Source organism: Pseudomonas sp. GV071 (assembly GCF_003050835.1).
Lineage (GTDB): Bacteria > Pseudomonadota > Gammaproteobacteria > Pseudomonadales > Pseudomonadaceae > Aquipseudomonas.
Genome location: NZ_QAOJ01000008.1, coordinates 47,739 through 72,666 on the forward strand (window position 1 = coordinate 47,739; position 24,928 = coordinate 72,666).

At 61.9% G+C, this 24,928-nt stretch carries 20 protein-coding genes; 11 read left to right on the top strand and 9 right to left on the bottom strand.

Going from position 1 to position 24,928, the window contains the following annotated elements; all coding sequences use genetic code 11:
• Window positions 1–11: 11 nt before the first annotated feature.
• The gene (locus C8K61_RS16305; protein WP_108097503.1) at window positions 12–827 is read right to left on the bottom strand and encodes a DUF4349 domain-containing protein; all 816 of its coding nucleotides are present in this window, start codon (window positions 825–827) and stop codon (window positions 12–14) included.
• A gap of 61 nt (window positions 828–888) precedes the next feature.
• Complete coding sequence (gene metG, locus C8K61_RS16310; protein WP_108097502.1) at window positions 889–2,931, bottom strand: methionine--tRNA ligase; 2,043 nt, start codon at window positions 2,929–2,931, stop codon at window positions 889–891.
• A gap of 218 nt (window positions 2,932–3,149) precedes the next feature.
• Between metG and apbC the strand changes: the two genes are divergently transcribed.
• The 5 genes from apbC to dcd all read left to right on the top strand — a co-directional run bounded on the left by apbC (window position 3,150) and on the right by dcd (window position 9,183).
• A complete protein-coding gene (gene apbC / locus C8K61_RS16315; protein ID WP_108097501.1) occupies window positions 3,150–4,244 on the top strand; it encodes an iron-sulfur cluster carrier protein ApbC in 1,095 nt (364 codons plus the stop codon).
• Between the two features lie 133 nt (window positions 4,245–4,377).
• Complete coding sequence (locus C8K61_RS16320; protein WP_108097500.1) at window positions 4,378–4,887, top strand: sigma-70 family RNA polymerase sigma factor; 510 nt, start codon at window positions 4,378–4,380, stop codon at window positions 4,885–4,887.
• Complete coding sequence (locus C8K61_RS16325; protein ID WP_256589461.1) at window positions 4,887–5,834, top strand: FecR domain-containing protein; 948 nt, start codon at window positions 4,887–4,889, stop codon at window positions 5,832–5,834. The genes C8K61_RS16320 and C8K61_RS16325 overlap by 1 nt, the downstream gene beginning before the upstream one ends.
• Before the next feature lie 120 nt (window positions 5,835–5,954).
• The gene (locus C8K61_RS16330; RefSeq protein WP_108097499.1) at window positions 5,955–8,417 is read left to right on the top strand and encodes a TonB-dependent receptor; all 2,463 of its coding nucleotides are present in this window, start codon (window positions 5,955–5,957) and stop codon (window positions 8,415–8,417) included.
• Window positions 8,418–8,616: 199 nt separating this feature from the next.
• Window positions 8,617–9,183, top strand: coding sequence for a dCTP deaminase (gene dcd, locus C8K61_RS16335; protein WP_108097498.1), 567 nt, complete (start codon window positions 8,617–8,619; stop codon window positions 9,181–9,183).
• Between the two features lie 170 nt (window positions 9,184–9,353).
• Here dcd and C8K61_RS16340 read toward each other — a convergent pair whose 3' ends face one another.
• From C8K61_RS16340 to C8K61_RS16360, 5 genes are all read right to left on the bottom strand, one after another.
• Window positions 9,354–10,118, bottom strand: coding sequence for an ABC transporter ATP-binding protein (locus C8K61_RS16340; protein ID WP_108097497.1), 765 nt, complete (start codon window positions 10,116–10,118; stop codon window positions 9,354–9,356).
• A gap of 13 nt (window positions 10,119–10,131) precedes the next feature.
• Entirely contained in the window at window positions 10,132–11,250 is a 1,119-nt protein-coding gene (locus tag C8K61_RS16345) for a succinylglutamate desuccinylase/aspartoacylase family protein (RefSeq protein ID WP_108097496.1), read from the bottom strand.
• A 9-nt stretch (window positions 11,251–11,259) separates the two neighbouring features.
• The gene (locus tag C8K61_RS16350) at window positions 11,260–11,970 is read right to left on the bottom strand and encodes an ABC transporter permease (RefSeq protein ID WP_108097495.1); all 711 of its coding nucleotides are present in this window, start codon (window positions 11,968–11,970) and stop codon (window positions 11,260–11,262) included.
• Entirely contained in the window at window positions 11,967–12,695 is a 729-nt protein-coding gene (locus C8K61_RS16355; RefSeq protein ID WP_108097494.1) for an ABC transporter permease, read from the bottom strand. The genes C8K61_RS16350 and C8K61_RS16355 overlap by 4 nt, the downstream gene beginning before the upstream one ends.
• Before the next feature lie 120 nt (window positions 12,696–12,815).
• Complete coding sequence (locus C8K61_RS16360; RefSeq protein WP_108097493.1) at window positions 12,816–13,601, bottom strand: transporter substrate-binding domain-containing protein; 786 nt, start codon at window positions 13,599–13,601, stop codon at window positions 12,816–12,818.
• A gap of 456 nt (window positions 13,602–14,057) precedes the next feature.
• On the opposite strand from C8K61_RS16360, the gene C8K61_RS16365 reads away from it, so the two are divergent.
• The gene (locus C8K61_RS16365; protein ID WP_108097492.1) at window positions 14,058–15,986 is read left to right on the top strand and encodes a PAS domain-containing sensor histidine kinase; all 1,929 of its coding nucleotides are present in this window, start codon (window positions 14,058–14,060) and stop codon (window positions 15,984–15,986) included.
• 125 nt (window positions 15,987–16,111) lie between these two features.
• Here C8K61_RS16365 and C8K61_RS16370 read toward each other — a convergent pair whose 3' ends face one another.
• Window positions 16,112–18,481, bottom strand: a complete 2,370-nt coding sequence (locus C8K61_RS16370) for a catalase (protein WP_108097491.1) — start codon at window positions 18,479–18,481, stop codon at window positions 16,112–16,114.
• Window positions 18,482–18,761: 280 nt separating this feature from the next.
• Between C8K61_RS16370 and C8K61_RS16375 the strand changes: the two genes are divergently transcribed.
• Both C8K61_RS16375 and C8K61_RS16380 read left to right on the top strand, forming a co-directional pair.
• Window positions 18,762–19,034 carry a DUF1652 domain-containing protein gene (locus C8K61_RS16375; RefSeq protein ID WP_256589462.1) on the top strand — a complete coding sequence of 91 codons (273 nt, stop codon included), beginning with the start codon at window positions 18,762–18,764 and terminating at the stop codon, window positions 19,032–19,034.
• A gap of 50 nt (window positions 19,035–19,084) precedes the next feature.
• A complete protein-coding gene (locus tag C8K61_RS16380; RefSeq protein WP_108097490.1) occupies window positions 19,085–19,927 on the top strand; it encodes an EamA family transporter in 843 nt (280 codons plus the stop codon).
• 438 nt (window positions 19,928–20,365) lie between these two features.
• Here the strand turns inward: C8K61_RS16380 and C8K61_RS16385 are convergent, their stop codons facing one another.
• Window positions 20,366–20,533, bottom strand: a complete 168-nt coding sequence (locus tag C8K61_RS16385; protein WP_108097489.1) for a DUF2897 family protein — start codon at window positions 20,531–20,533, stop codon at window positions 20,366–20,368.
• 172 nt (window positions 20,534–20,705) lie between these two features.
• On the opposite strand from C8K61_RS16385, the gene C8K61_RS16390 reads away from it, so the two are divergent.
• The 3 genes from C8K61_RS16390 to C8K61_RS16400 all read left to right on the top strand — a co-directional run bounded on the left by C8K61_RS16390 (window position 20,706) and on the right by C8K61_RS16400 (window position 24,899).
• A complete protein-coding gene (locus C8K61_RS16390) occupies window positions 20,706–22,031 on the top strand; it encodes an ATP-binding protein (protein WP_108097488.1) in 1,326 nt (441 codons plus the stop codon).
• Window position 22,032: 1 nt separating this feature from the next.
• The gene (locus tag C8K61_RS16395; RefSeq protein WP_108097487.1) at window positions 22,033–22,935 is read left to right on the top strand and encodes a response regulator; all 903 of its coding nucleotides are present in this window, start codon (window positions 22,033–22,035) and stop codon (window positions 22,933–22,935) included.
• Between the two features lie 275 nt (window positions 22,936–23,210).
• On the top strand, window positions 23,211–24,899 hold the full coding sequence (locus C8K61_RS16400; protein WP_108097486.1) for a ShlB/FhaC/HecB family hemolysin secretion/activation protein: 1,689 nt from the start codon (window positions 23,211–23,213) through the stop codon (window positions 24,897–24,899).
• The last annotated feature ends 29 nt before the right edge of the window (window positions 24,900–24,928 follow it).

The following is a 24,928-nucleotide window of genomic DNA, read 5'->3' on the forward strand; positions in this document are numbered from 1 at the left end:
CCAATGCGATTTCAGCCCTTGTTCCGGCCCTGCAGCCCGCGCCGCGTGACTTTGCGCCACAGCCAGCGCACCAGCAGCGCCAGCGGGAACAGCACGATCAGGAAGGGGATGCTGTAGCCGAGCACTTCCAAGGCTTTGGTGGTGCCGTCGGTGGCGTTGTCGAGCAGGTCGCCGAAGGCATCGCCGATGCGGCTGAAGCGGCCGGGGCGCTGTGTTTCGGTGCGGAAGGTCAGGGTCAGCAGGTTGGTGTTGATCCGCCGTTGCTGCTGCGCGGCTTCCTGGGAGGTGGCGTCCAGTTGCACCTGTACCTCGGCCATCTCGCGGGCGAGGGCGAGCATGTCGCTGACGCTGAGGTCCTTGCGATCCTGGAACTGCTCAAGGGTTTTGTACTGGCGCTGCAGGCGCTCGCGCACCTGGTTGTTGTCGGAGACGGCCTGGGCCAGGTCTTCGGCTTGCGTGGTGCGGCTGACCAATGTGCCGCCTTCACCGGCCAGCGAAACCAGCTTTTCTACCCCGTCAGGGACAATGCGTACCCTCAGGGTGCCGGCGTTGTACGTGCTTTCGCCTTGCTCGATACCGAGCAGGTCGCACTGGCCAAAGCGCCCGCTGGTGCAGGCCTCGCGGGTGTCGGCGAGGCGTTTGCTGACGGCGGCTTTTTCCAGTTCGAGGGTGACGTAGTGTTCGTAAGCGAGGAACGCGCCGGCTTTGGCTTTTTCGCCTTGAACCTCGGCACTGCCGGAAACAGCCCGCGCATTTTCATAGCCGTCTTGTTTGCTGCAGCCCACCAGGGCCAGCAACAGAATAGGCAACATCCAGTTGAGTTTCATCGTCGCGTCCTTGCCAAAAAATACAGCGGGGCTGAACCATTCAGCCCCGTCTCACAGCGTATTACTTGACCCGTTGGCCCGGCTTCGCGCCGCTGTCCGGGCTCAGCAGGTAGATCTCTTCGCCGCCAGGACCGGCCGCCAGCACCATGCCCTCGGATACGCCGAACTTCATCTTGCGCGCGGCCAGGTTGGCCACGTACAGGGTCAGGCGACCTTCGAGTTTGCTCGGGTCCGGGTAGGCGCTCTTGATACCGGAGAACACATTGCGCTTGGCATCGCCGATATCCAGGGTCAGACGCAGCAGCTTGTCGGCGCCTTCAACGAACTCGCATTTCTCGATCAGCGCAATGCGCAGGTCGACGGCAGCGAAAGCGTCAAAGCCGATTTCGGCGGCCAGCGGGTCTTTTGTCAGTTCGCCGTTGCCGGCAGGGGCGGCAGCGGCTTCGCTGCTGGCCAGGTCTTCTTTCGAGGCGTCGGTCATGGCGTCCACGGCTTTCGGGTCGATACGGGTCATCAGCGGCTGGAAGGCATTCAACTGATGGTTGGCCAGCAGGGTCTTGTGGTCGTCCCAGCTCAACGGCGGCACATTGAGGAAGGCCTCGGCGTCGGCGGCCAGGGTCGGCAATACCGGCTTGAGCAGAATCACCAACTGGCGGAACAGGTTGATGCCCAGGGCGCACACGGCCTGCACTTCGTCCTGCTTGCCTTCCTGCTTGGCCAGCGCCCACGGCGCCTTGTCGGCGATCCAGGCGTTGGCACGGTCGGCCAGGGCCATGGTTTCGCGCATGGCACGGGCAAAGTCACGGGCCTCGTAGGCCTCGGCGATGCTCGGGGTGGCGGCGAGGAAGGCGTCGGTCAGTTCTGGCGCGATATTGCTGTCGACCAGCACGCCGGCATTGCCTTTGTGGATAAACCCGGCGCAACGGCTGGCGATGTTGACCACCTTGCCGACCAGGTCGGAGTTGACCTTCTGCACGAAGTCTTCGAGGTTCAGGTCCAGATCATCAACGCCACGGCTGAGCTTGGCCGCGTAGTAGTAACGCAGGTATTCCGGCGACAGGTGATCGAGGTAGGTGCGCGCCTTGATAAAGGTGCCGCGCGACTTCGACATTTTTTGCCCGTTGACGGTCAGGTACCCGTGCACGGCAATCTGGGTCGGCTTGCGGTAGCCCGCGCCTTCGAGCATTGCCGGCCAGAACAGGGCGTGGAAGTTGACGATGTCCTTGCCGATGAAGTGGTACAGCTCGGCAGTCGAATCCTTGTTCCAGAACGCGTCGAAATCAAGCTCCGGCGTGCGGTTGCAGAGGTTCTTGAAACTGGCCATGTAGCCGATCGGCGCGTCCAGCCAGACGTAGAAGTACTTGCCGGGCTCATCGGGAATTTCGAAGCCGAAGTACGGCGCATCGCGGGAGATGTCCCACTCCTGCAAGCCGGAATCCAGCCACTCGGCGATCTTGTTGGCAACCGCGTCTTGCAGGGTGCCGCTGCGGGTCCAGGTTTGCAGCATGGCCTGGAAGTCGGGCAGCTTGAAGAAGAAGTGCTTGGAGTCTTTCAACACCGGCACGGCGCCGGAAATGGCCGAGCGCGGGTTTTTAAGCTCGGTGGGCGCGTAGGTGGCGCCGCATTTTTCGCAGTTGTCGCCGTACTGGTCGTCGGTGCCGCATTTCGGGCAGGTGCCCTTGATGAAGCGGTCGGCCAGGAACATGCCTTTTTCCGGGTCGAAATACTGGGTCACCGAACGCGTGGCGATATGGCCTTTGTCGCGCAGGGCCAGGTAGATCGACGTCGACAGCTCGCGGTTTTCTTCCGAATGGGTGGAGTGGAAGTTGTCGAAGTCGACCAGAAAACTGGCGAAGTCGGCACTGTGCTCGGCTTTGACGTTGTCGATCAGCTGTTGCGGCGTGATGCCTTCTTTCTCTGCGCGCAACATGATGGCCGAGCCGTGGGCGTCGTCTGCGCAGACATAAATGCATTGGTTGCCGCGGTGCTTCTGAAAGCGCACCCAGATATCGGTCTGGATGTACTCGAGCATATGGCCAAGGTGAATCGAACCGTTGGCATAGGGCAGGGCGCTGGTGACGAGGATTTTGCGGGGCTCGGACATGGTAATCGGCTGCACTGGCATTACGAGGGAAGTCGGCAACTATAAAGGCCCGGGCGAATTTTTTCACCCGTGACGGGCCGTTGGGCTTCGCCTGTGGCTCAACCCAACCTACGGATCTGGCGTAGGTTGGGTTGAGCAACGCGAAGCCCAACGCCACAAATCGATCTGCGCTGGAGTAATATGCCCGCCTGTTTTGCTCAGCCTTTCGGAGTTGCCCCATGAGCGCTGTTACCCGCCAGGTGGTCGAAGCGACCCTGCGCCAGTTCACTGACCCCAACCTCAATCAAGACCCGGTAACCGCCGGTTGCCTGCGCGATGTCAGCATCGACGGCAGCAAGGTGCGGGTGCGCCTGGAGCTGGGCTACGCCGCCGACCTGTTCAAGAACGGCTGGGCGCAGATGCTGCAAATGGCCCTGGAAAATGTCGACGGCATCGACAGCGCCACTGTGCAGATCGACACCGTAATTGCCGCGCACAAGGCTCAGGCCCAGGTGCCGGGCCTGGCCAACGTCAAGAACGTGATCGCCGTGGCTTCGGGCAAAGGCGGCGTGGGCAAGTCCACCACCGCCGCCAACCTGGCCCTGGCCCTGGCCCGTGAAGGTGCCAAGGTCGGCATTCTGGATGCCGATATCTATGGCCCCAGCCAAGGCATCATGTTCGGCATTCCTGAAGGCACCCGCCCACAGGTGAAAGAGCAGAAGTGGTTTGTGCCGATCAAGGCCCATGGCGTGGAAGTGATGTCGATGGCCTTCCTCACCGACGACAACACGCCGATGGTCTGGCGCGGTCCGATGGTCTCCGGCGCCTTGCTGCAGCTGGTCACGCAAACCGCCTGGGGCGACCTCGATTACCTCGTCGTCGACATGCCGCCGGGCACCGGTGATATCCAGCTGACCCTGGCGCAGAAAGTGCCGGTGGCTGGCGCGGTGATCGTCACCACTCCGCAAGACCTGGCCCTGCTGGATGCGCGCAAAGGCGTGGAAATGTTCCGCAAAGTGAACATTCCGGTGCTTGGCGTGGTGGAAAATATGGCCGTGCACATCTGCTCCAACTGCGGCCACGCCGAGCACCTGTTCGGCGAAGGCGGCGGCGAGAAGCTGGCAGCGCAGTATGACGTCGACCTGCTGGCCTCGATGCCGCTGTCGATGGCCATCCGCATGCAATCCGACGGCGGCAAACCGACCGCGATTGCCGACCCGGAAAGCCAGATCGCCATGCTCTACCAGGAAGTCGCCCGTGCCGTCGGCGCGCGTATTGCTCAGAGTGGACAGAACGCACCGGCTATGCCGAACATCGTGATTTCCGACGATTAAACCGGCGCGCTTTCCCGGAGTGGCGGCTGATTAGGCGCCCGCTCCGGGCAGGCAATCTGTAATCAGCCGTTGCAACGCCAATGAGAAATCGTAGAAGATGAGATGAATTATCATCTGTGGCGTTTCTGGCGGCATGTCTACCGACAACTTTTTCCCCCTGCACAGCGTGGAAAGCCTGTATGGCGAACACCACGGCTGGCTGCAGAAATGGCTGCGTAGCCGCATTGGCAACTCGGCCGATGCCGCCGACCTGGCGCAGGACACCTTCGTGCGCCTGCTCAACGCCCGCACCGCGCCGAGCGTTCGGGAACCACGGCATTACCTGACCACCATCGCCCGTGGTCTGTTGATTGACCTGTTCCGCCGCCGTGCCGTGGAAAACGCCTACCTCGAAGCTTTGGCCGCCCGGCCCGAGGCCTATGAAGAAAGCCTGGAAACCCGTCACCTGATTCTGGAATCGCTGCTGGCCATCGACGCCATGCTCGATGGCCTGGGCCCGCGCACCCGGCAGATTTTTCTCATGGCCCAGCTGGAAGAGCTCAGCTATGTGGAAATAGGCCAACGCCTGGGCGTGTCGGTGACCACGGTGAAAAACCACCTGAGCAAAGCCCTGTTGCAATGCCTGTTGCTGGTGGAAGACTGATGGCCGCCTTGCCCAAGATGCCCAACAGCTGCCTGGAAATGGCCGTGCACTGGTATGTGCAGCTCAACGACGGCGCCGCCGACGAACGCCAGCGCCACGCCTGGCAGACCTGGCTGGCCGCCTCGCCCGACCATGCACGGGCCTGGGCACGGGTGGAAAAATTGCAACGCCAGCTGCGCGGCGTGCCGCTGGACCTGGCTTTGCCTGTGCTGACCCAGGCCGGCGTGGAGCGGCGTCTGGCGATGAAGTCGCTACTGGTGTTTGCGGCCCTTGGCTTGGCAGGGGCGAGTTACCAGTTCTCGCCGCTGAGTGCTGACTACGCCTCACGTACCGGTCAGCGCCGGCAGGTGATGCTGGCTGACGGCAGCCGCCTGGACCTCAATACCGATACTCAAGTGGACGTGCACTACGGCAGCAGCGAGCGCCTGATCACCCTGCGCCATGGCGAAATCCGTCTGCAAACCGCGCCGGACTCGCTAGTGGCAACGCCACGGCCGTTGCTGGTGCAAACCCGTCACGGCCGCATCCGTGCGTTGGGCACCGACTTCAACGTACGCCTGGGGGAGCAGTTCACCGCCGTCAGCGTGGTGGAGCATGCGGTGGAGGTGCGCAGCGACGTGTCGCCCGCCATCGCCCAGCGCGTGGAGGCGGGCCAGCAACTGCAATTCGATGCCCGCCAGTTGGGCGCGCCGCAACCGGCCGACCCCAACCGCAGCGCCTGGACCATGGGCATGCTGGTGGCCATCGACTGGCGCCTGGGCGATTTCATCACCGAGCTGGCGCGCTACCGTCCCGGCCATCTGAGCTGCGCGCCGGAGGTCGCCGAGTTAAGGGTTTCCGGCGCCTTCACGGTGGACGACAGCGACGCCGTGCTGGCCAACCTGACGGCGTCGTTGCCGGTGCGGGTGCGCAGTTTTTCCCGCTACTGGGTGCGGGTCGAGGCGTGATTATTTCGTCTTGATGAAAATATTTCTTATCTGGGTTGCTGATTTCAATTCTCATCCGGCTCAAGCAGTAGAGCGGTTTAACCGCCACTAAATCTGCCCACGGCACAAGGATCGAGATTGATGACCCAGCACCACAACCCCCTGGCAAGAGGCATCCGCCTGGCGCTGTTCGGCTTTGCCCTCGGCGGCCCGCTGTTACTCGGCGCGGTCCAACCCGCCTGGGCGCAAACCGACGCCAGCCAGATCCGCTACCAGATTGCCCCCGGCCCGCTGGGTACCGTGCTCAGCCAGTTCGCCGCTGCCAGCGGTGTGATGCTGTCGTTTGCCTCATCGCAGACCGCCGGCCTCAGCTCGCCAGGTCTGCAGGGCGAGTACTCGTTGCAGGAAGGTTTTGCCAAGCTGCTGGCCGGCAGCAACCTGCAACTGCGCCAGGAGGGCGCCACACGCTACAGCCTGGTGACCTTGCAAACCGGCGGTGCGCTGGAACTGGGTGCCACCGATATCAATGGCCAGACCCTGGGCAGCACTACCGAAGGTTCCGGCTCCTACACCACCGGCGCGGTAACCATCGGCAAGGGCGAGCAGAAGCTCAAAGACATTCCGCAGTCGGTCAGCGTGCTCACCCGTCAGCGCATGGACGACCAGAACATCACCAGCCTCACCGAGGCGCTGATCAACACTACCGGTATGACCTCGACCAAGTCGCCGGGGCCGGGCATGTTCATCTTCTCCCGCGGTTTCGATATCGAGGCGCTGCAATACGACGGCGTGCCGACGCCGCGTAACGTCTATTCGCTGGGCAGCTACCTGACCGAATCGATGGTGATCTACGACCGTGTGGAATTTCTGCGCGGCGCGGCTGGCTTGCTGCAAGGCGCCAACAGCCCGGGCGGGGCGGTCAACCTGGTGCGCAAACGCGGGCAAGCGAAACCCACCGTAACCATCACCGGTAAAGCCGGCTCCTGGGACCGTTATGGGCTGCAGCTGGACGCGGGTGGTCCGCTGAACGACGAGGGCACCATTCGCGGGCGTACCGTGGTCGATTACCAGCAGGGTGATTCCTTCGTCGACTACAAGTGGAATTGGGACCAGACGGTATACGGCGCGCTGGATTTCGACCTGAGCGATAGCACCACCCTGGGTGTCGGTTTCAACCATCACCAAGGCCACTACCGGCCGTTCTTCCTCGGCCTGATGCGCTATGCCGATGGCGGCGATCTCGACCTGTCACGCTCCACTTACACCGGCTCGACCTGGAACCGTGGCACTAACGATCAGACATCCGTGTACCTGGACCTTGAACACCGCTTCAACGACGACTGGAAATTCAAGACGTCGATGTTCGGCATGTTCGAAAGCAACGAAGCGACCTATCAGTACATGGTGGTGGCTGCCCAACCCGACGGCAGCGGCCCGCGCCACTTCAACTACAGCACTGACTATCAGAGCAAGAACCGTGGGCTGGACATGTATGTAGACGGCAAATTCGAAGGCCTGGGCTTCGAGCAGTCCGCGGTGCTGGGCGCCAACTACTCCAAGTACACCAGCCACGGTGCCTATGCCGCGTACCGCACGCCGGGGGCGAACATCTTTGATATCGACCACCATCGGCCGAACTGGGACATGGACAGCATCGCTGCCGCTGGCGAGCTCGATCCCAGCCAGTACGATGTTCGCCAAAAGGGCATCTACGGCACCTGGCGGGTCAAGCTCCTCGACCCGCTGACGATGATCCTTGGTGCGCGCACCAGTTGGTACGAGTACCAGTACACCAGCCAGTACATTGAGCAAGGTATCGAGTACCCGGAGTGGGGCAGCGATTCGAAGATCAAAAACAGCGGTCGGGTCACGCCTTACGCGGGGCTGGTGTATGAGCTGACGCCGGAGTGGTCGGTGTACGGCAGCGTTTCCGACGTGTTTATTCCGCAGCCGGAGCCGACCTTCGACAAGCAGCCGCTCAAGCCTATCGAAGGCACCAACTACGAAACCGGGCTCAAGGGTGAGCTGGCCGATGGCCGGGTCAACGTGTCCTTCGCGCTGTTCCGCTATGACCAGGAAAACCGCGCCACGCAATTGCCTGAACTGGGTTACGTGTGCGCCAACGGTTCGTTGTGCTCGCGGGCGTCCGGTAAGGTGCGCAGCCAGGGGTTCGAGGCGGAGGTTACGGGTGAAGTGCTGACTGACCTGCAACTGTCTGCCGGCTACACCTACAACACCACCAAATACCTCAAAGACCCAGAAAAGCAAGGCAGTATCTTCAGCACCTGGACGCCCAAACACATGCTCCGTCTGTGGGCCAATTACAAGCTGCCGGGCGACTTCAACCGCGTCAGTGTTGGTGCCGGGGTAAACGCCAACTCGCACACCCCAAGCATGTACGGCGAATTCGAATTGCCCGGTGTGGCGATCTGGAGCAGCCGTCTGGCTTACCAGGCCACCGATGAGATCGGCGTGGCGATGAACCTTAACAACGTGTTCGACAAGAAGTACTACATCCCCTCGTACAACGACATTAACGGCGGCAACTACTACGGCGACCCTCGCAACGTGATGTTTACCGTCAAATACACCCCGCAGTTTTAACGCCTGATAAATCCCGCTAACCCGCATGAGGTCCTGTGGGAGGGGCTTTAGCCGCGATGCTCTTGATCTTGAAAAGCATCGCGGCTAAAGCCCCTCCCACAGGTCCGTGCGCTCCGCTGGAACGCCAACCTTTGAACCCAGCCGTGGCTCCCGGTAAGATGCCCACACTTTTTCACCTCGCTATTCAGGACACCTCGCCATGAGCATCAAATCGGATAAGTGGATTCGCCGCATGGCCCAAGAGCACGGCATGATCGAGCCCTTCGTGGAGCGTCAGGTGCGGGCCGAAGGCGCCAACGCGCTGATCTCCTATGGGGTGTCCAGCTACGGCTACGACGTACGTTGCGCTGACGAATTCAAGGTGTTCACCAACATCAACTCGGCCACCGTCGACCCGAAGAACTTCGATGAGAAGAGCTTCGTCGACGTCAAAAGCGACGTTTGCATCATTCCGCCGAACTCCTTCGCCCTGGCGCGCACCGTGGAGTTCTTCCGCATTCCGCGCGACGTACTGACCATCTGCCTGGGCAAAAGCACCTACGCGCGCTGCGGCATCATCGTCAACGTCACCCCGCTGGAACCGGAATGGGAAGGTCACGTGACGCTGGAGTTCTCCAACACCACCACCTTGCCGGCGAAAATCTACGCCAACGAAGGCGTGGCGCAGATGCTGTTCCTGCAGTCGGACGAAGCCTGTGAAGTGTCGTACAAAGACCGTGGCGGTAAATACCAGGGCCAACTGGGCGTTACCTTGCCCAAGGCCTAAGTAATTTCAGCCAATAAAAAACCGGGCCTTGTGCCCGGTTTTTTTATGGGTTTGCCGCATGCCTCCAACCTCACACCGTCATCCCAGCGCAGGCTGGGATCCAGAATCGTCTGGGGGAATACGTCCGCCGAAACATTCTGGGTCTCAGCCTGCGCTGGGACGACGGGGGATTATTTCAGGTTTCCGCTGAGGAACTGCCGCAACCGCTCGCTCTGCGGGTTATCCAGCACATCCTTCGGCGCGCCTTGTTCTTCGATCTTGCCCTGGTGCAGAAATACCACCTGGCTGGCCACCTGGCGGGCAAAGCCCATTTCGTGGGTAACCAGAATCATGGTGCGGCCTTCTTCGGCCAGGGCCTGGATCACTTTCAGCACTTCGCCGACCAGTTCCGGGTCGAGCGCCGAGGTGGGTTCGTCGAACAGCATGATTTCCGGTTCCATCGCCAGCGCCCGGGCAATCGCCACGCGCTGCTGCTGGCCGCCGGAGAGGAAGGCCGGGTACTGATTGGCCACGCGCTCGGGCAAGCCGACCTTTTCCAGGTAACGGCGGGCACGGGTTTCGGCTTCTTCCTTGCTCACGCCCAGCACCCGGCGCGGGGCCATGGTGATGTTTTCCAACACCGTCATGTGGCTCCACAGGTTGAAGTGCTGGAACACCATGGCCAGCCGGCAGCGGATGCGCTGCAGTTCGTCTTCGTCGGCAACCCGCATGCCGCCACGGTCGGCGACCATGCGCACCTGCTGGCCATCCAGGCTCATGGCGCCATCGTTGGGCTGTTCGAGGAAGTTGATGCAGCGCAAGAACGTGCTCTTGCCCGAGCCGCTGGCGCCGATCAGGCAGATCACGTCGCCGCTCTCGGCCTTCAGCGACACGCCTTTGAGCACTTCATTGTCGCCGTAGCTTTTGTGCAGGCCATCAATGGTCAGTTTGTACATGGGCGGGAAGTCCTCAAGGCGAAAGTAGGTAGCCGCTGCGGTAGGCCTCGGCGCCTGCCACGTGGGCGATGGCCATGCCGGCGGTGGCCATACGGCGCATCGAGCGGGCGTAGAGCAGGCCCGCGGTGCTGCAATGAATGGGCGTGACGCTGTCGCTGATCGGGTCGATGACTTCGGCGATCAGGTCGCCGGCCGCCATGATCTGCCCCGGTGTGGCGCTGAACACCAGCAGGCCACCGACCGGAGTGGTTACCGGCTCAACCCCGGCCAGCGGCGTCGCTGGTTGGCGCAGTTCGGGCAGGGCAGGGGCTTCACCGGCAATCACGCCGCAATGGGTCAGGTAGTTGAGGATCGCCTGGCAATCGGCCGCGGCCTGCTCATGGCTGACATCCAGCACACCACGGTGCTCGACGGTCACCGCAATGGCGCCCTGGGCTATCGGGAACTGCTGGCCAAACCGCTGCTGCAATTGCAGCCAGAACAGGCTGAACGACTCATCGAACGATTGCCCGCCCGAGTCGCTGGCCAGCAGGTTGGCGTCGGTGCCGATATAGCGCGACAGCGGTTCGACCCGTGCCCAGGCTTCCGGCGTGGTGTACAGGTGCGCCACGGCTTCGAAGTCGCAGTGCAGGTCGAGCACCACATCGGCCTGGCAGGCCAGGCGTTGCAAGGTCAGGCGTTGCGATTGCAGCTGGGTGGCCGCGGTGCGGCTGTTCAGCACCTGTTTGAGGCTGGCGCGAATCAGCCGCAGGTTGTGCTCGGCGTCGTCATTCAATAGCGCCGCGACTTCATCGCCCACCTGCTGGCTGACATTGAGAAAGGCGCGGTTGAAGTTCTCACGGGTTTCCAGCTCGTAGCGCCCCAGCGGCATGTCCATCACCACTTGGGCCTGGCCAATCGGGTTGGCCACCGGCACCAGGGTGATTTCACCGAGCAGTTGGCCGGCGGCTTCCAGCTCGGCCAGGCGCTGTTTCAGGTGCCAGGCGACGAGCATGCCGGGCAGTTCGTCGGCGTGCAGCGAGGCCTGGATATAGGCCTTCTTGGCGCTTTGCTCGGGGCCGAAATGAAAGCTGTGAATCTGCCGGGCGGTGCCGGGCACCGGGGCGAGCAGGTCGTGCTGTAGATGACGCATGGGCAATCCTTAATGCGCGGGACCGAGGAAGGCCAGCCAGCGTTTTTCCGCCAGGCGGAACAGGCCCACCAGGGCGAAGGTGATCGCCAGGTAGATCACCGCCGCAATGCCGAACGATTGGAAGGTCAGGAAGGTCGCCGAGTTGGCGTCCCGCGCGACTTTGAGAATGTCCGGCACGGTCGCGGTGAAGGCCACGGTGGTGGAGTGCAGCATCAGGATCACTTCGTTGCTGTAGTAGGGCAACGAGCGGCGCAGGGCCGAGGGCATGATCACGTAGGCGTACAGCTTCCAACCGTTCAGGCCATAGGCCTTGGCCGCCTCCACTTCCCCGTGGTTCATGCTGCGAATGGCACCGGCAAAAATCTCGGTGGTGTAGGCACAGGTGTTCAGCGAGAACGCCAGGATGGTGCAGTTCATTGCGTCGCGGAAGAACGAGTCGAGCAGCGGCACTTCGCGCACTGCGGCAATGCTGTAGATGCCGGTGTAGCAAATCAGCAGCTGGATATACAGCGGTGTGCCACGGAACAGGTAGGTGTAGAACTGCACCGGCCAGCGCACCCAGCGCGAGGGGGATACGCGGGCGATGGACAGTGGAATCGACACCAGAAAGCCGAAGAAGATCGAGGCGCTCAGCAGCCACATGGTCATGGCCAGGCCAGTGACATTGACGCCGTCACTGTAGAGGAAGGGTTTCCAGTATTCCTGCAGCAACTCGATCATCGCACTGCCTCCCGCGCGCCAGCCGCATAGCGCCGTTCGAGGCGTCGCAGGACAAAGTTCGAAGCACTGGTGATGGCCAGATAGATCAGCGCCGCCAGCACCAGGAAGTAGAACAATTGATAGGTGCTCTTGCCGGCGTCCTGCGCGGCTTTCACCACGTCGGCCAGGCCGATGATCGACACCAGCGCGGTGGCCTTGAGCATCACCATCCAGTTATTGCCGATGCCCGGCAGGGCGAAGCGCATCATCTGCGGGAACACCACATAACGAAACCGCTGACCGCGTTTCAGGCCATAGGCCGTGGCCGCTTCCACCTGCCCACGCGGTACCGCGAGAATCGCGCCGCGGAAGGTCTCGGTGAAGTACGCGCCATAAATGAAGCCGAGGGTAATGACCCCGGCGGCGAATGGGTCGATCTCGATGTAATCCCATTCCATGGCGTCGGTGAACGACGACAGCCAGGTTTGCAGGCTATAGAAAATCAGCAGCATCAACACCAGATCGGGCACGCCGCGGATCAGGGTGGTGTAGAGCTGCGCCGGAATGCGCAAGGCGCGCACGCTGGACAGTTTGGCGCTGGCGCCGAGCAAGCCGAGAACCACGGCTACAAGCAGCGACAGTACCGATAATTTGATGGTCATCCAGGTGCCGAGCAGCAGAAGAGGGCCAAAGCCCTTCAAGCTGAAGGCGGACAGCCCGAGAAATTGCAGCAGATTTTCAAACATGAATCTGACCTTTCACTTCTAACAAAACGCCCACCCCTTTGCAGGGGTGGGCGATTAACCCCATGCCGTCTGAAAGCTACTGCGCTCGCTACGCTTTCAAACAGCATGTACGGCTCTTTATTACTTATTGCCGAGGTACAGATTCAGCTCACCGAAGTGCTTCTTCTGGATTTCGGCGTATTTGCCGTCATCGTGCAGCGCTTTGATGCCTTTGTTCAGCAGGGCTTTCAGCTCGTCGTTGCCTTTGGAGATACCAATGGCAGTTTTGGCTGGCAGCAGTTCGCTGTCGATGGCTTCGCTCACTTCGTAGTCAGCGCCTTGTGGCGACTTCAGGAAGCCCAGCTCGGCTTGCAGCATGTCCTGGATGGAAGCATCCAGACGGCCGCTGGTGAGGTCGGCGTATACCTGGTCCTGGTTCTGGTAGGCCTGGGTTTTCACCCCGGCTTTGTCCAGCACGGCCTTGGCGTAGGCTTCTTGAATGGTGCCTTGCTCGTAGCCAACGGTCTTGCCTTTCAGGCTTGCCACGTCAGCAGTCAGGCCAGCGCCTTTCTTGAACACCAGGGAGGTAGGGCCAGAGAACAGCTCGTCAGAGAAATCGATGACTTTTTCGCGGGCCGGGGTAACGGTCATCGAGGAGATCACGCCGTCGAATTTGCGTGCTTTCAGGCCGGGGATCATGCCGTCGAAGTCGCTTTCAACCCATTTGCACTTGACCTTGAGCTCGGCGCAGATGGCGTTGCCCAGGTCGATGTCGAAGCCAACCAGGCTGCCGTCAGCGGCTTTGGACTCGAAGGGAGCGTAGGAAGGATCAACCCCGAAGCGGATTTCTTTGAATTCTTTGGCTTGCAGCGAACCGGCGCCAATGCACAGGGCCAGGGCAGAAAGAGTCAGCCATGCTTTCTTCATCGATTGTGTCCTTAGTGTTTTGATCACGTGAGATAACGCGGAAGTTCGACGGGAAACAGTCCCGAACGAGTGTATGCCAGCAATTTTCGAACCATTGTAAATATGACGACATATTGGATCAGAATCCCGCCGCTTCTGGCTATTCTCCAGGGCGGTAAAACACTGGCAGGTAACGATAAATTGCAAATGCACCACGCTGGTGCTCGTGGACGGGGCGTTAAGTAACAGGGTGGTGCATCCGAGTGTTGTGCCGGAGCACTCGCAAGCGTAGCGACGCCGTTTCGCCCATTTAAATACTCAGAACGAATGCCAAGCCTCGTGCTCTACAGCACATCAGGCCTCAGCCCCTGGAGCCGCTGCTAGCCGTGCCGTTTGCGGCCAATAGACCGCTTGTCGCGAGGGCCGCTATGATCTGCCCATCTGCACTTTCATTTATTCCTGCTCCCCGGAGCCTGCATGCCCCAGGTTAAACGCAAGCCCGACCCCTTGATGAGCGACGACCGCTACCGGCTGTTGCTCGACGCGGTGACGGACTATGCCATTTATATGCTCGACACCCAGGGCCTGGTCAGCAGCTGGAACGCCGGCGCCAAGCGCTTCAAAGGCTACGAAGAGGAAGAAATCCTCGGTCAGCACTTTTCCCGTTTCTATACCGAAGAAGACCGCGCCAATGGCATGCCGCAATTGGCCTTGCTGACGGCTGAAACCGAAGGCCGCTTCGAAGGTGAAGGCTGGCGCCAGCGCAAGAATGGCGAACGCTTCTGGTGCCACGTGGTGATCGACCCGATTCGCACCGCCAGCGGTGCGTTGATTGGTTATGCCAAGGTCACTCGCGATCTTACCGAGCGCAAAATGGCCGAAGAATCGCTTAAGCAGAGCGAGCAGCAATTTCGCATTCTGGTCGATGGCGTCACTGACTACGCCCTCTACATGCTCAACCCCGAGGGCATGATCACCAACTGGAACACCGGCGCCCAGCGCATCAAAGGCTATACCCCGAAAGAAATCATCGGCCGCCATTACTCGGTGTTTTTCAGCCCGGAAGACGTCGCCAAAGGCGAGCCGCAGCGCGGGTTGAACCGGGCCCTGGCCGAGGGCCGCTTTGAAAGTCAGGGCTGGCGGATTCGCAAAGACGGCACGCGGTTCTGGGCCAGCGTGGTGGTCGACCCGATCCGCAACGACCTCGGCGCGCTGATCGGCTTTGCCAAAATTACCCGCGACATCACCGACAGCATGGAAGCCCAGCGCGCCCTGGAAAAGGCCCGAGAGTCATTGTTTCAGGCGCAAAAAATGGAGTCGCTCGGGCGCCTCACCGGTGGCATCGCCCATGACTTCAATAACCTCCTGATGGTGATTCTCGGCAGCCTGGAAGTGGTGCGCCGCCGCGTGCCGGACGAGGCGCGCATTCTCAATTTGCTCGACAACGCCATCCAGGGTGCGCAGCGCGGGGCCAGTCTGACGCAACGCATGCTGGCTTTTGCCCGTAGCCAGAAGCTGGTGGTCGAAGCGCTGGATGCCCAGGTGCTGGTGCGCGGCATGTCGGACATGTTGCAGCGCGCTCTCGGCCCGCAAACCCGTATCGAAGTGCGCTTTCCACTGCGCCTGAGTCCTTTGCTGGCCGACAGCAATCAGCTGGAAATGGCCTTGCTCAATCTCGCCGTGAACGCCCGCGATGCCATGGCCACTGGCGGTCAGATCGTGATCGCTGCTCGTGAGGAAACCCTCGCCGCCGATGACGGTGAGCTGAAAGCTGGCGGTTATGTGTGTCTGTCGGTCACCGACAGCGGCGCCGGCATGGACGCGCAAACCCTGGAGCGCGCCCGCGAACCGTTTTTCACCACCAAGGGCGTGGGCAAGGGCACTGGCCTGGGCCTGTCGATGGTGCATGGTTTTGCCCAGCAATCCGGTGGCCGACTGATGCTCAGCAGCGAAGTGGGGCAGGGCACCACCGCCGAAATGTGGCTGCCGGTAGCTAATGTCTCGGCGCAGGCCGAGGTCGCCAACGCAGCACCGGTGATTGGCTTGTCCGCCACCGTGCAAGCGCTCACCGTGCTGGTGGTGGACGACGACCCGCTGGTGCTGCTGAGCACGGCCGCCATGCTGGACGACCTCGGTTACACCGCCCTCCAAGCCAGCTCCGGGCCCGAGGCGCTGGAGCGCTTGGCCGGCAACCCGAATATCGATGTGGTGGTTACCGACCTGGCCATGCCGGAGATGACTGGCGCTGAGCTGGCGCAACAGATCAAACAGCGCTGGCCGACGCTTCCGGTGCTGCTCGCCAGCGGTTATGCCGACAAGCTCGACGACACCGACCTGGCCCTGCCGCACATTGGCAAACCGTTCAACCAGAACGAGCTGGTGCAGGCGCTGATCGAGCTAACGTAGCTTCAAAACAAAGGCATCGCGGCTGAAGCCCCTCCCACAAAACACTGTGGGAGGGGCTTCAGCCGCGACGCTTTTTACCTCAAGCAAAACGCCCGGGCGATGCCGGGCGTTTTGCTGTGCGGGGTTTACACCACCGGTGGATGGGTTTCCCGTTCCGGGAAGCGGTGGCTGGCGATGCCCTTGATAAAGTCGTTTAGCACGCCCTTATCCGCCTTGGTGTCGATAAACACCCCCGGTGGATTATCGGCCAGCGGAATATCCGCAGCGTCGAGCAACTCCTTACCGGCGCCCACTGCCAGAATCGCCTTGCCGTGGCGGAAGGCATCTCGCAGAAACTCCAGGGCGCGGCCATCCACTTTCAAGGCATCGATGGCGGCCTGCCCGTCGGGCACCACCACCGCGTCGAAGGTCGGCGAGGGTTGGTTGTTCAGCGAGGCATCCGCCACCACTTCCGGACCACCTGCGGTCTTGAACGGCCCTACGCGATGGCCCACCAGGCGCACCACTGCGCCGCCGGCGATCAACGCATCAGCGCTGGCTTTCACGCTGGCACCATCGATGTCGGGTCCGACGATAATGGCCACCATCCGTGTGGTGATGCTGCCATCCCCAGGTCGCGCCAGCAGCGACAACGCGGGCGACAGTTCAACCTCGGCAGCCACCGGCTCGGCCAGTGCCTTGGGCAACGGCTGTGGCAAGGGGGCGCCCAAGCCATTGGCTACTTCTTGCGCCAGCTCTTCGGAAATATTGCGCAGCATGGCCAGCACGCGGGTACGCACTGCCGGCACCTGCACCTTGCTCAGTTCAAAGCGCAGCGCATCGATGATGTGCTGCTGCTCGAACGGCGCCTGGCTGTTGAAGAACAGCGTGGCCTGGTTGTAGTGCTCGGCAAAACGTTCGGGTTTGCCGCGTACTTCATCGCCCACTTCCAGCGGTTCCGGAAACGGCACAAAGCCAATCTCGCCGGTCTGGAACGGGCAGCCGCCGGCCAGCGAATTGGGCTCATAAGACACCCGCCCGCGGTTGATGGTTTGCCGATGCATGCCGTCGCGCTGGTTGTTGTGCACCGGGGCCAAGGGCGCATTGATCGGGATTTCATGGAAATTGGCGCCGCCCAGCCGACTGATCTGGGTGTCGACGTAGGAGTGAATGCGCCCGGCGAGCAGCGGGTCGTTGCTGAAGTCGATGCCCGGAATTACATGGGCAGCGCAGAACGCCACTTGCTCGGTTTCGGCGAAGAAGTTTTCCGGGTTGCGGTTCAGCACCATGCGGCCAATCGGGCGCACCGGCACCAGCTCCTCGGGGATCAGCTTGGTCGGGTCGAGAATGTCGAAGCTGAATTTCTCCGCCTGTTCTTCACTGACTACCTGCACGCCCAGTTCCCACTCCGGGTAGGCGCCGGCTTCAATGGCTTCCCAGAGGTCGCGGCGGTGGTAGTCCGGGTCGGCGCCGGAGACCTTCACCGCCTCGTCCCACACCTGGGAGTGAGTGCCGAGTTTGGGATTCCAATGGAATTTCACAAAGCTCGACTCGCCGCGCGCGTTGACGAAACGGAAGCTGTGCACGCCGAAGCCTTGCATCATCCGGTAGCTGCGTGGAATGCCACGGTCGGACATTGCCCACATGATCATGTGGGCCGACTCAGGGGACAGCGAAATGAAGTCCCAGAAGGTGTCATGGGCCGACGCCGCTTGCGGCATGCCGTTGTGGGGCTCGGGTTTGACGGCGTGGATCAGGTCGGGAAATTTCATCGCGTCCTGAATGAAAAACACCGGGATGTTGTTGCCCACCAGGTCCCAGTTGCCTTGGTCGGTGTAGAACTTCACCGCAAAACCACGGGCATCGCGGGCGGTATCTTTCGAACCGCGCTCGCCGGCCACGGTGGAGAACCGCACGAACACCGGGGTTTGTTTGCCCTTGGCGGCAAATGGGGTGGCGCGGGTCAGCTCGCTGAGGTCTTCATAGGCCTCGAAGAAACCGTGGGCGGCCGAGCCGCGGGCATGCACGATGCGCTCGGGAATGCGCTCATGGTCGAAGTGGGTGATTTTCTCGCGCAGGATAAAGTCTTTCAGCAGCGCCGGGCCGCGCAGGCCCGCTTTCAGCGAATTCTGGTTGTCGGCGACCGGCACCCCCTGGTTGGTTGTCAGCCCCTGGCCGGCACTGTCGGCCTGCACCCGCGGCAGCTCGCCGCTATTGGCATTGACGCCGGGTTGCGCAGCGCCGGTTTTGCCGCTGGCGTTGTTTTCGCTCAGGGTGCTGGCGCCGGCAATCGGTGGAGCGTCGACGGTTTCGCCAGGGCTGGGGCGCGTAGATGCCGGGCCGTATTCCTTGGCCTTGTTGGCATTGAACGGGCAACCGCTAACGGTTTTCTCCACGGCTTGCGCTTGGCCGACTTGCTCGGCGGTGGCGCTGGCGGGAAGGCCGGCTGAGGCCGGTGGTGGGGTGCCGGATGAGTCTTTGTGTTTGGCAGGGGCAGGTTTTTTCGGCGTAGCCATCAGTATCAATCTCCTGGTCAGGTTGCTGCTGTCTCACAAAGGGCAAGAGGGCAGGTGAGCAGGCGAACGAGCGGTTTTTTCAGTTAATTCTGGCTCGTCGACCTTGAGCCTCCACGGTGGGCCCTACGTTATCGAGACGGGGTTGCAGGCGAAGGTTCAGGCATTCGGTCCAACGGTCATTCACGGCCACGGCGCTGAGCTGACCAAATGCGGGGCAAAGGGCAAAGGTGTGACCTAGGCTTGTTCCTACCTTCTGGCCAACCACCCACGAGGTTCAGCCGTGAAACGCTCCTTTCCCGCCGCCTGTGTGCAGATGCAGGAACACTTCGCCCCCCTGGGGTTGGAGGCGAGCATGGACAGCCCGAACTCGATGCAGGTACGCATCTTCCAACCAGGCAGCAACGCCACCTTGCTGTCGATTGCCGGTATTGCCTGCAGCGCCAGCCTGCACCGCGACGACATTGCGCGAATCATCGACGAGATCGAATCGGACATCCGCCTGCTGCAACCGCAGCTGCTCAATCAAAGCAGTGCTGCGTATTCCGTTGGTTGATCGCCGCCTTATACACTCCGCCCTTGCCCTACGCCGTCTAAGGAGCGCGTGTGTCTGTCTATCTGGTAGTACTCCTGGCCGCGCTGCTGCACGCCAGCTGGAACGCCATCGTCAAAGGCGGCCCCGACAAACTGTTGAGCACCGTGCTGCTGACCAGTTGCGCCGGGTTGCTGGCCACCGTGCTGCTGCCCTGGTTGCCGCAGCCAGCGGTCGAAAGCTGGCCATTCCTGGCTGCCTCGGTGCTCTTGCACGTGGTGTATTTCGCCTTGGTGGCACGCGCCTATCACCTGGCTGACATGAGCCAGACCTACCCGATCATGCGCGGCACCGCACCGCTGCTGGTGGCGCTGGCCAGCCTGTGTTGGTTGGACGATCCATTGGGCCTGGGTGCATTGGCGGGCATCGTGCTGATCTGCCTGGGCATTCTCGCCATGGCCCTGGCGCGGCAACCCGGCAAACGCTCCGCCAACCAACGCCAGGGGCTGTTGCTGGCGCTGCTCAATGCCGTGGTGATTGCCGCCTATACCCTGGTGGACGGAGTGGGCGTGCGGCATGCGGGAGCCGCTGCGGCCTATACCTTGTGGCTGTTTCTGCTGACAGGCGTGTTGCTGCTGGCATGGGCACTACTGGCCCGGCGGGTGGTGTTCGTGGCCTATGCGCGCATCTACTGGCGCATGGGGGCGCTAAGCGCGTTGGGCACAGTGGCGTCGTATTGCCTGGTGTTATGGGCCATGACCCAGGCGCCGGTGGCGGTGGTCGCGGCACTGCGTGAGACCGCCATTCTGTTCGGCATGCTGATCGCCGGGCTGTTCCTCAAAGAGCACCTGAGCCCGGCGCGCATTCTGGGCGCCTGCGTGATAGTGGCTGGTGCCGTGGTGTTGCGCTTGGCTTGAGGCTAACGCGATGCGTACCGGCTACTTTTGGTGTTCTTCATTACCGCGTGCGCTGGGCGTTTTGTTTCGCGCCTTACGCGCGAGTTTCTTTTTTCAGTCGCCAAAAAAGAAACCAAAAAGGCTTGCCCCAACCTTGGCCTTGCGCTGCGCTCCAGATTCCCTCGCTCCGTCGTTGCTCCAGGGGCCGGCAAAACGGGCCATCCTTGGCCCGTCTTTGCCTTTCGCGGCTCCCGGCCGCTCAACCCCTTTCCACAACGACTGCGCTCGGCCTGCGCTAACGGGGCGGGTGGATCAACAGCAAGATCAAGATCAAAAGCCTATCGGCGCTCCCCTGTAGGAGCGGTCGGTCCGGCGCTCCGGTCAGCCGCGATGTTCTTGATTTGCCTTAAATGCGCGAAAAAGACCGCTCAGTGCCCGCAATTCACGCCAGCACTCGGCCTACCGATCCCGCGCCTCTTTGGCATCCATCTCCGCATTGCGCTCATGCACCTTGCGCAACTGCTCATCCGTCAACGGCAACTTCTTCGCCGTATCGCGCAACATCATCAAGCCACCGACAATCGAACCAAGCGCCAACACCAGAATCAGCCAGGCATACCAAGGCATACATTTCTCCTTAAACCAGAAAACAGGGTAATCCATCTACTCACCAGTTTGGATCAACCGGCGCGCCAGTGCGTTCAGCAAATGTACCGGCGGTCCATTGTGATGGCTGTCACATGTCGGCAACTTGGCGCTGGTTGAATGGCGAACGCGTTTCCCCAAGGATGCTTTCGCAATGACCACCGCCACCGCCCTCAGTCGTTTGCTCAAGCCGGTCGAGCCGCTGTTGCCGAACATGACCATCAGCGAAGTCGCCGACCGCCTGCTGACCCCCGAACACAAAGCCTTTTTGTCGCTGCCGGTGGTGGATGGCGAGCGCCGCCCCAGTGGCCTGGTGAGTCGCACCGTGTTGCAGGACATCTTTATGCAGCGCTTCGGCCGCGACCTGCGCGGCCGCCATCCGGTGGTTGAAGTGATGAACCCGGCGCCCTTGGTGGTGCGCCTGGACGCCAGCCTGGACGATGCCGCCAAACAGATCACCGGCCAGCTGCAATACCCGATCACAGAAGACTTCATTCTGGTGGACGAAGAGGGCCGCTACCAGGGCATCGGCACCGTGCTCGACCTGCTCAAGGCCATGGAGGCGCGCATTGCCCAGCGCAACACGGTGCTGCGCAAAGCCCTGGTGGATCTCAAGGAATCGCAGACGCAGCTGGTGCAGTCGGAAAAAATGGCGTCCCTCGGGCAGATGGTTGCCGGTGTTGCCCACGAGCTGAACACGCCGCTGGGCTATGTGAAAAACAATGTCGAACTGCTGCGTGACCTCAGCGCGCCGTTGTTCACCCTGGCGCAGGCGCAGGCAACCCTGGGCGATTGCCTGGCCGACCCGAGCTGCAGCGAAACGCAACTGGCGCAAGCCTTCGAAGCCGCCGCCCAGGCCCGCGAAGAAGCAGCGCCGGAGCTGCTGATGGAAGACCTCAACCAGCTGTTCAACGACACCCTGTATGGCCTCGGGCAGATCGCCGAGCTGGTGGTCGGGCTGAAGAACTTCGCTCGCCTGGACCGCGCCATGAGCGAGGAGGTCGACCTCAATGAATGCATCCGCAGCGCCCTGGTGATCGCCCGCAATGCCACCAAAGACAAAGCCGAAGTGCTGATGGAACTGGCCGAGCTGCCACGCATTGCCTGCGCGCCGTCGCAGATCAACCAGGTGCTGCTCAACCTGCTGACAAACGCTGCCCAGGCCATCGACGGCTACGGCCAGATCCAGGTGAAAAGCTGGGCCGATGAAGGCGCCGTATTTATCTCGGTGCAAGACAACGGCAAAGGCATGCCAGCCGCTGTACTGGCGCGTATTTTCGACCCGTTTTTCACCACCAAACCGGTCGGCCAGGGCACCGGCCTGGGTCTGTCCATCAGCTTCAAAATTATTCAGGACCACGGCGGGCTGATTCGTGTGGCCTCGGAGCCAGGGCGCGGTACGCGCTTTCTCCTGCGCCTGCCGCGCACCAGCGGCGCGCCCGACGCGGCGACCCCCACCCCCCTGCAGCGGAGCGCTTGAGATGAGCACACGAATTCTGTTTATCGATGACGAGGAGCGCATTCTGCGCAGCCTGGCCCTGCAGTTCCGCCGCCAGTACGAGGTGCTTACCGAAAGTGACCCGTTGCGCGCCCTCGAACGCCTGAAAACCGAGTCGGTGCAGATCATCGTCTGCGACCAGCGCATGCCACAAATGACCGGCGCGCAATTGCTGGAGCAAGCGCGGGAAATTGCCCCCAATACCCTGCGCATTCTGCTCACCGGCTATTCGGACATGGACGCCGCCATGGATGCCCTCAACAGCGGCGGCATCTTCCGTTACCTGAGCAAACCCTGGGACCAGCAGGAAATGGCCTTCACCCTGCGCCAGGCCGCCGAGATCGCCGCGCGGCAAACGCCGGTATTGGAACTACCGCCCGCCAACGACGAGCCGCTCAACGTGCTGCTGCTCGACGAAGACGCCGACACCCTGGCCTGCGTCGGCGACTTCTGCGCCGCTGCTGGCCACCGCCTGCTGCGCGCGCGCAACGTGGTCGAAGCGGTGGCGGTGCTCAACAGCGAGCCGGTGCATCTGTTGGTTAGCGACCTCAAATTGGCCGGCGAAGACACCGCGCCCTTGCTGAAAAGCCTGGCCCAGGCCCACCCCGGTTTGCTCAGCCTGGTGATCACGCCGTTCTGCGACACCCAGGCGCTGCTTAAGCTGATCAACGAAGCGCAGATTTTCCGCTACCTGCCCAAACCGATCCGCCGCGGCCTGTTCGAAAAAGGCCTGAAAGCCGCCGCCGAGCAAGCGCAGCTATGGCGCGCTGCACCAGCGCAGCAGATCAACCGGGTTGCCGAGCAACCCCGCGATGACCAGGAGCGCGACAAGGTCGGCAGCCTGTTTGGCATGCTCGGGCGGTTGCGCGAGCGCCTAACGGCCTGAGCCTTACAGCAAAAGCTCGCGGCTGAAGCCGCTCCTACAGAGATCGAGTTCTTCTGTGGGAGGGGCTTTAGCCGCGATTGGCCGGTCCTGAAACTGCAAAACTCTGCGTACTCCCGTCCCACTTCCCCCATATCTGTAAGACTTTTACCCTCCCCTTGTGAGTGATGTCGCAATAATGGCCACTCGGTCAGAAATCCGTCGCCAGCTTTTTGTTAATCCGTTTTAATCCGCGCCTAATTTTTTCGTCCTACCTCTCTTCAAGGGATTGAAGGCCTATGCCTGCGCTACGTCGTAGGGCGCTGTTTTGCGCCTTGTTAGCTGTAACCCCCAGCGTATTTGCCGAACTGCCCGCCGACCGCGACCTGATTCGCGACCGCCAGGAGCGGGTGTTGCAAGAGCAGCAGAAACGCCTGGAAGAACTCCAGCAGTTGCCCGGCAAGAGCGTCGACTCGACGGCGCCGGCTGCCAATCCGCAGGGCCCGTGTTTCGCCATCCGCAGCATCAAACTGCAAGGCGTCACCCTGATCAGCCCGGCCCGTCAGGCCGAGCTGCTGCGCCCCTACGAGGGCCAATGCCTGGGCAGCAGCCAGCTCAACGAGCTGCTGAAAAGCATCACCCAGTACTACCTCGACCACGGCTACGTGACCTCCCGCGCCTACCTGCCGCAGCAGGACTTGGCCGACGGCGAGCTCGAGGTGTTGTTGGTGGAAGGGCAACTGGAAGGCCTCAACGACTCCGCCATCGCCAGCCCGCGCGAACTGGCCATGGCCTTTCCCGGCCATACCGGCGAGGTGCTCGATTTGCGTGAGCTGGAGCAGATGGTCGACCAGCTCAACCGCCTGCAATCGCGCCCCGCGCAGTTGGAACTGGTGCCTGGCCAAGCCGTCGGCGGCAGCCGCGTGCAGCTGCAAGGCGAGCGCGGCAAGCCCTGGCAAGCCAACCTCAACCGCCACAACGATGGCCAGAGTTCCACGGGCGAGCAGCAGTGGGGCGCAGGTCTGGTCTGGGACAGCCCGCTGGGCCTTGCCGACCAACTGAGCCTGCGCGGCGGTGGCGACACCGTCAGTGACCACTGGAAACACTCGGCCAACCAGAGCCTCGGCTACAGCCTGCCCTACGGCTGGTGGACCCTGAACTACAGCTACAGCCAGAGCTACTACCGTACCCAAAGCCAGGGTGCCGGTTTCACCTTCGGCTCCGATGGCGACAGCAAAACCCACAGCCTGCGCGCCGAGCGGGTGCTGCACCGCGACGACGTCAGCAAGACCGCCGCCAACCTCGGCATCAGCCACCTGCAAACCCGCAACTACCTGAACAACAACATCATCGATGTCTCCAGCCAGCGCCTTACCGAAAGCCAACTGGGCTTCAACCATGGACGGCGCATCGGCAATGCCTTCGTCAACTTCGACCTCGGCTGGCAACAAGGCACCGGCGCCTTCGACGCCCAGGGCGATGGCGACCCGCACCACAGCCAGCCGGTGGCCCGTTACAACAAGTACAGCCTCACCGCCAGCTACCTGCAGCCCTTCACCCTGTGGAACGAAAACTTCAGCGTCGACAGCTTGGTCAACGGCCAGCGCAGCGAAGACGTGCTGTTCAGCCCGCAGCGCATCAGCCTTGGCGGCCTCAGTTCCGTGCGCGGGTTCAAGGAGCAATCGTTGTCTGGCGACAGCGGCGCCTACTGGCGTAACCAAGTGCGCTGGCGCCGGCCGGTGGCCTGGCAAGCCCTCAGCCCGTTTCTGCAGGAATACGGCGTGGCCCTGGCCTACGACCTCGGGGTGATTCACGGCAACGGCCACAACGGTGACCAGCACGGGCGTCTGTCCGGCAATGCCATCGAGTTCAGCACCCGTGGCCGCAACGTCGCCGCCAGCGTGACCTTCGCCCGCTCCCTGGAACGCCCGGACGCCATCGAGCGTCAGGAGCACCCGCTGTACTTCCGATTCGATCTGTTTTTCTAAGCGCCTTTTCAACGATTTAGTGTCGCTGC

What these genes read in the sequence shown, in the direction of transcription:
- C8K61_RS16390 (WP_108097488.1), top strand. Translation starts at nt 20,706, where the DNA reads ATGACCACCGCCACCGCCCTCAGTCGTTTGCTCAAGCCGGTCGAGCCG.
- C8K61_RS16330 (WP_108097499.1), top strand. Translation starts at nt 5,955, where the DNA reads ATGACCCAGCACCACAACCCCCTGGCAAGAGGCATCCGCCTGGCGCTG.
- C8K61_RS16370 (WP_108097491.1), bottom strand. Translation starts at nt 18,481, where the DNA reads ATGGCTACGCCGAAAAAACCTGCCCCTGCCAAACACAAAGACTCATCC.
- C8K61_RS16350 (WP_108097495.1), bottom strand. Translation starts at nt 11,970, where the DNA reads ATGATCGAGTTGCTGCAGGAATACTGGAAACCCTTCCTCTACAGTGAC.
- dcd (WP_108097498.1), top strand. Translation starts at nt 8,617, where the DNA reads ATGAGCATCAAATCGGATAAGTGGATTCGCCGCATGGCCCAAGAGCAC.
- C8K61_RS16360 (WP_108097493.1), bottom strand. Translation starts at nt 13,601, where the DNA reads ATGAAGAAAGCATGGCTGACTCTTTCTGCCCTGGCCCTGTGCATTGGC.
- C8K61_RS16395 (WP_108097487.1), top strand. Translation starts at nt 22,033, where the DNA reads ATGAGCACACGAATTCTGTTTATCGATGACGAGGAGCGCATTCTGCGC.
- C8K61_RS16400 (WP_108097486.1), top strand. Translation starts at nt 23,211, where the DNA reads ATGCCTGCGCTACGTCGTAGGGCGCTGTTTTGCGCCTTGTTAGCTGTA.
- C8K61_RS16340 (WP_108097497.1), bottom strand. Translation starts at nt 10,118, where the DNA reads ATGTACAAACTGACCATTGATGGCCTGCACAAAAGCTACGGCGACAAT.
- C8K61_RS16385 (WP_108097489.1), bottom strand. Translation starts at nt 20,533, where the DNA reads ATGCCTTGGTATGCCTGGCTGATTCTGGTGTTGGCGCTTGGTTCGATT.
- C8K61_RS16325 (WP_256589461.1), top strand. Translation starts at nt 4,887, where the DNA reads ATGGCCGCCTTGCCCAAGATGCCCAACAGCTGCCTGGAAATGGCCGTG.
- metG (WP_108097502.1), bottom strand. Translation starts at nt 2,931, where the DNA reads ATGTCCGAGCCCCGCAAAATCCTCGTCACCAGCGCCCTGCCCTATGCC.
- C8K61_RS16320 (WP_108097500.1), top strand. Translation starts at nt 4,378, where the DNA reads ATGTCTACCGACAACTTTTTCCCCCTGCACAGCGTGGAAAGCCTGTAT.
- C8K61_RS16365 (WP_108097492.1), top strand. Translation starts at nt 14,058, where the DNA reads ATGCCCCAGGTTAAACGCAAGCCCGACCCCTTGATGAGCGACGACCGC.
- apbC (WP_108097501.1), top strand. Translation starts at nt 3,150, where the DNA reads ATGAGCGCTGTTACCCGCCAGGTGGTCGAAGCGACCCTGCGCCAGTTC.
- C8K61_RS16345 (WP_108097496.1), bottom strand. Translation starts at nt 11,250, where the DNA reads ATGCGTCATCTACAGCACGACCTGCTCGCCCCGGTGCCCGGCACCGCC.
- C8K61_RS16355 (WP_108097494.1), bottom strand. Translation starts at nt 12,695, where the DNA reads ATGTTTGAAAATCTGCTGCAATTTCTCGGGCTGTCCGCCTTCAGCTTG.
- C8K61_RS16305 (WP_108097503.1), bottom strand. Translation starts at nt 827, where the DNA reads ATGAAACTCAACTGGATGTTGCCTATTCTGTTGCTGGCCCTGGTGGGC.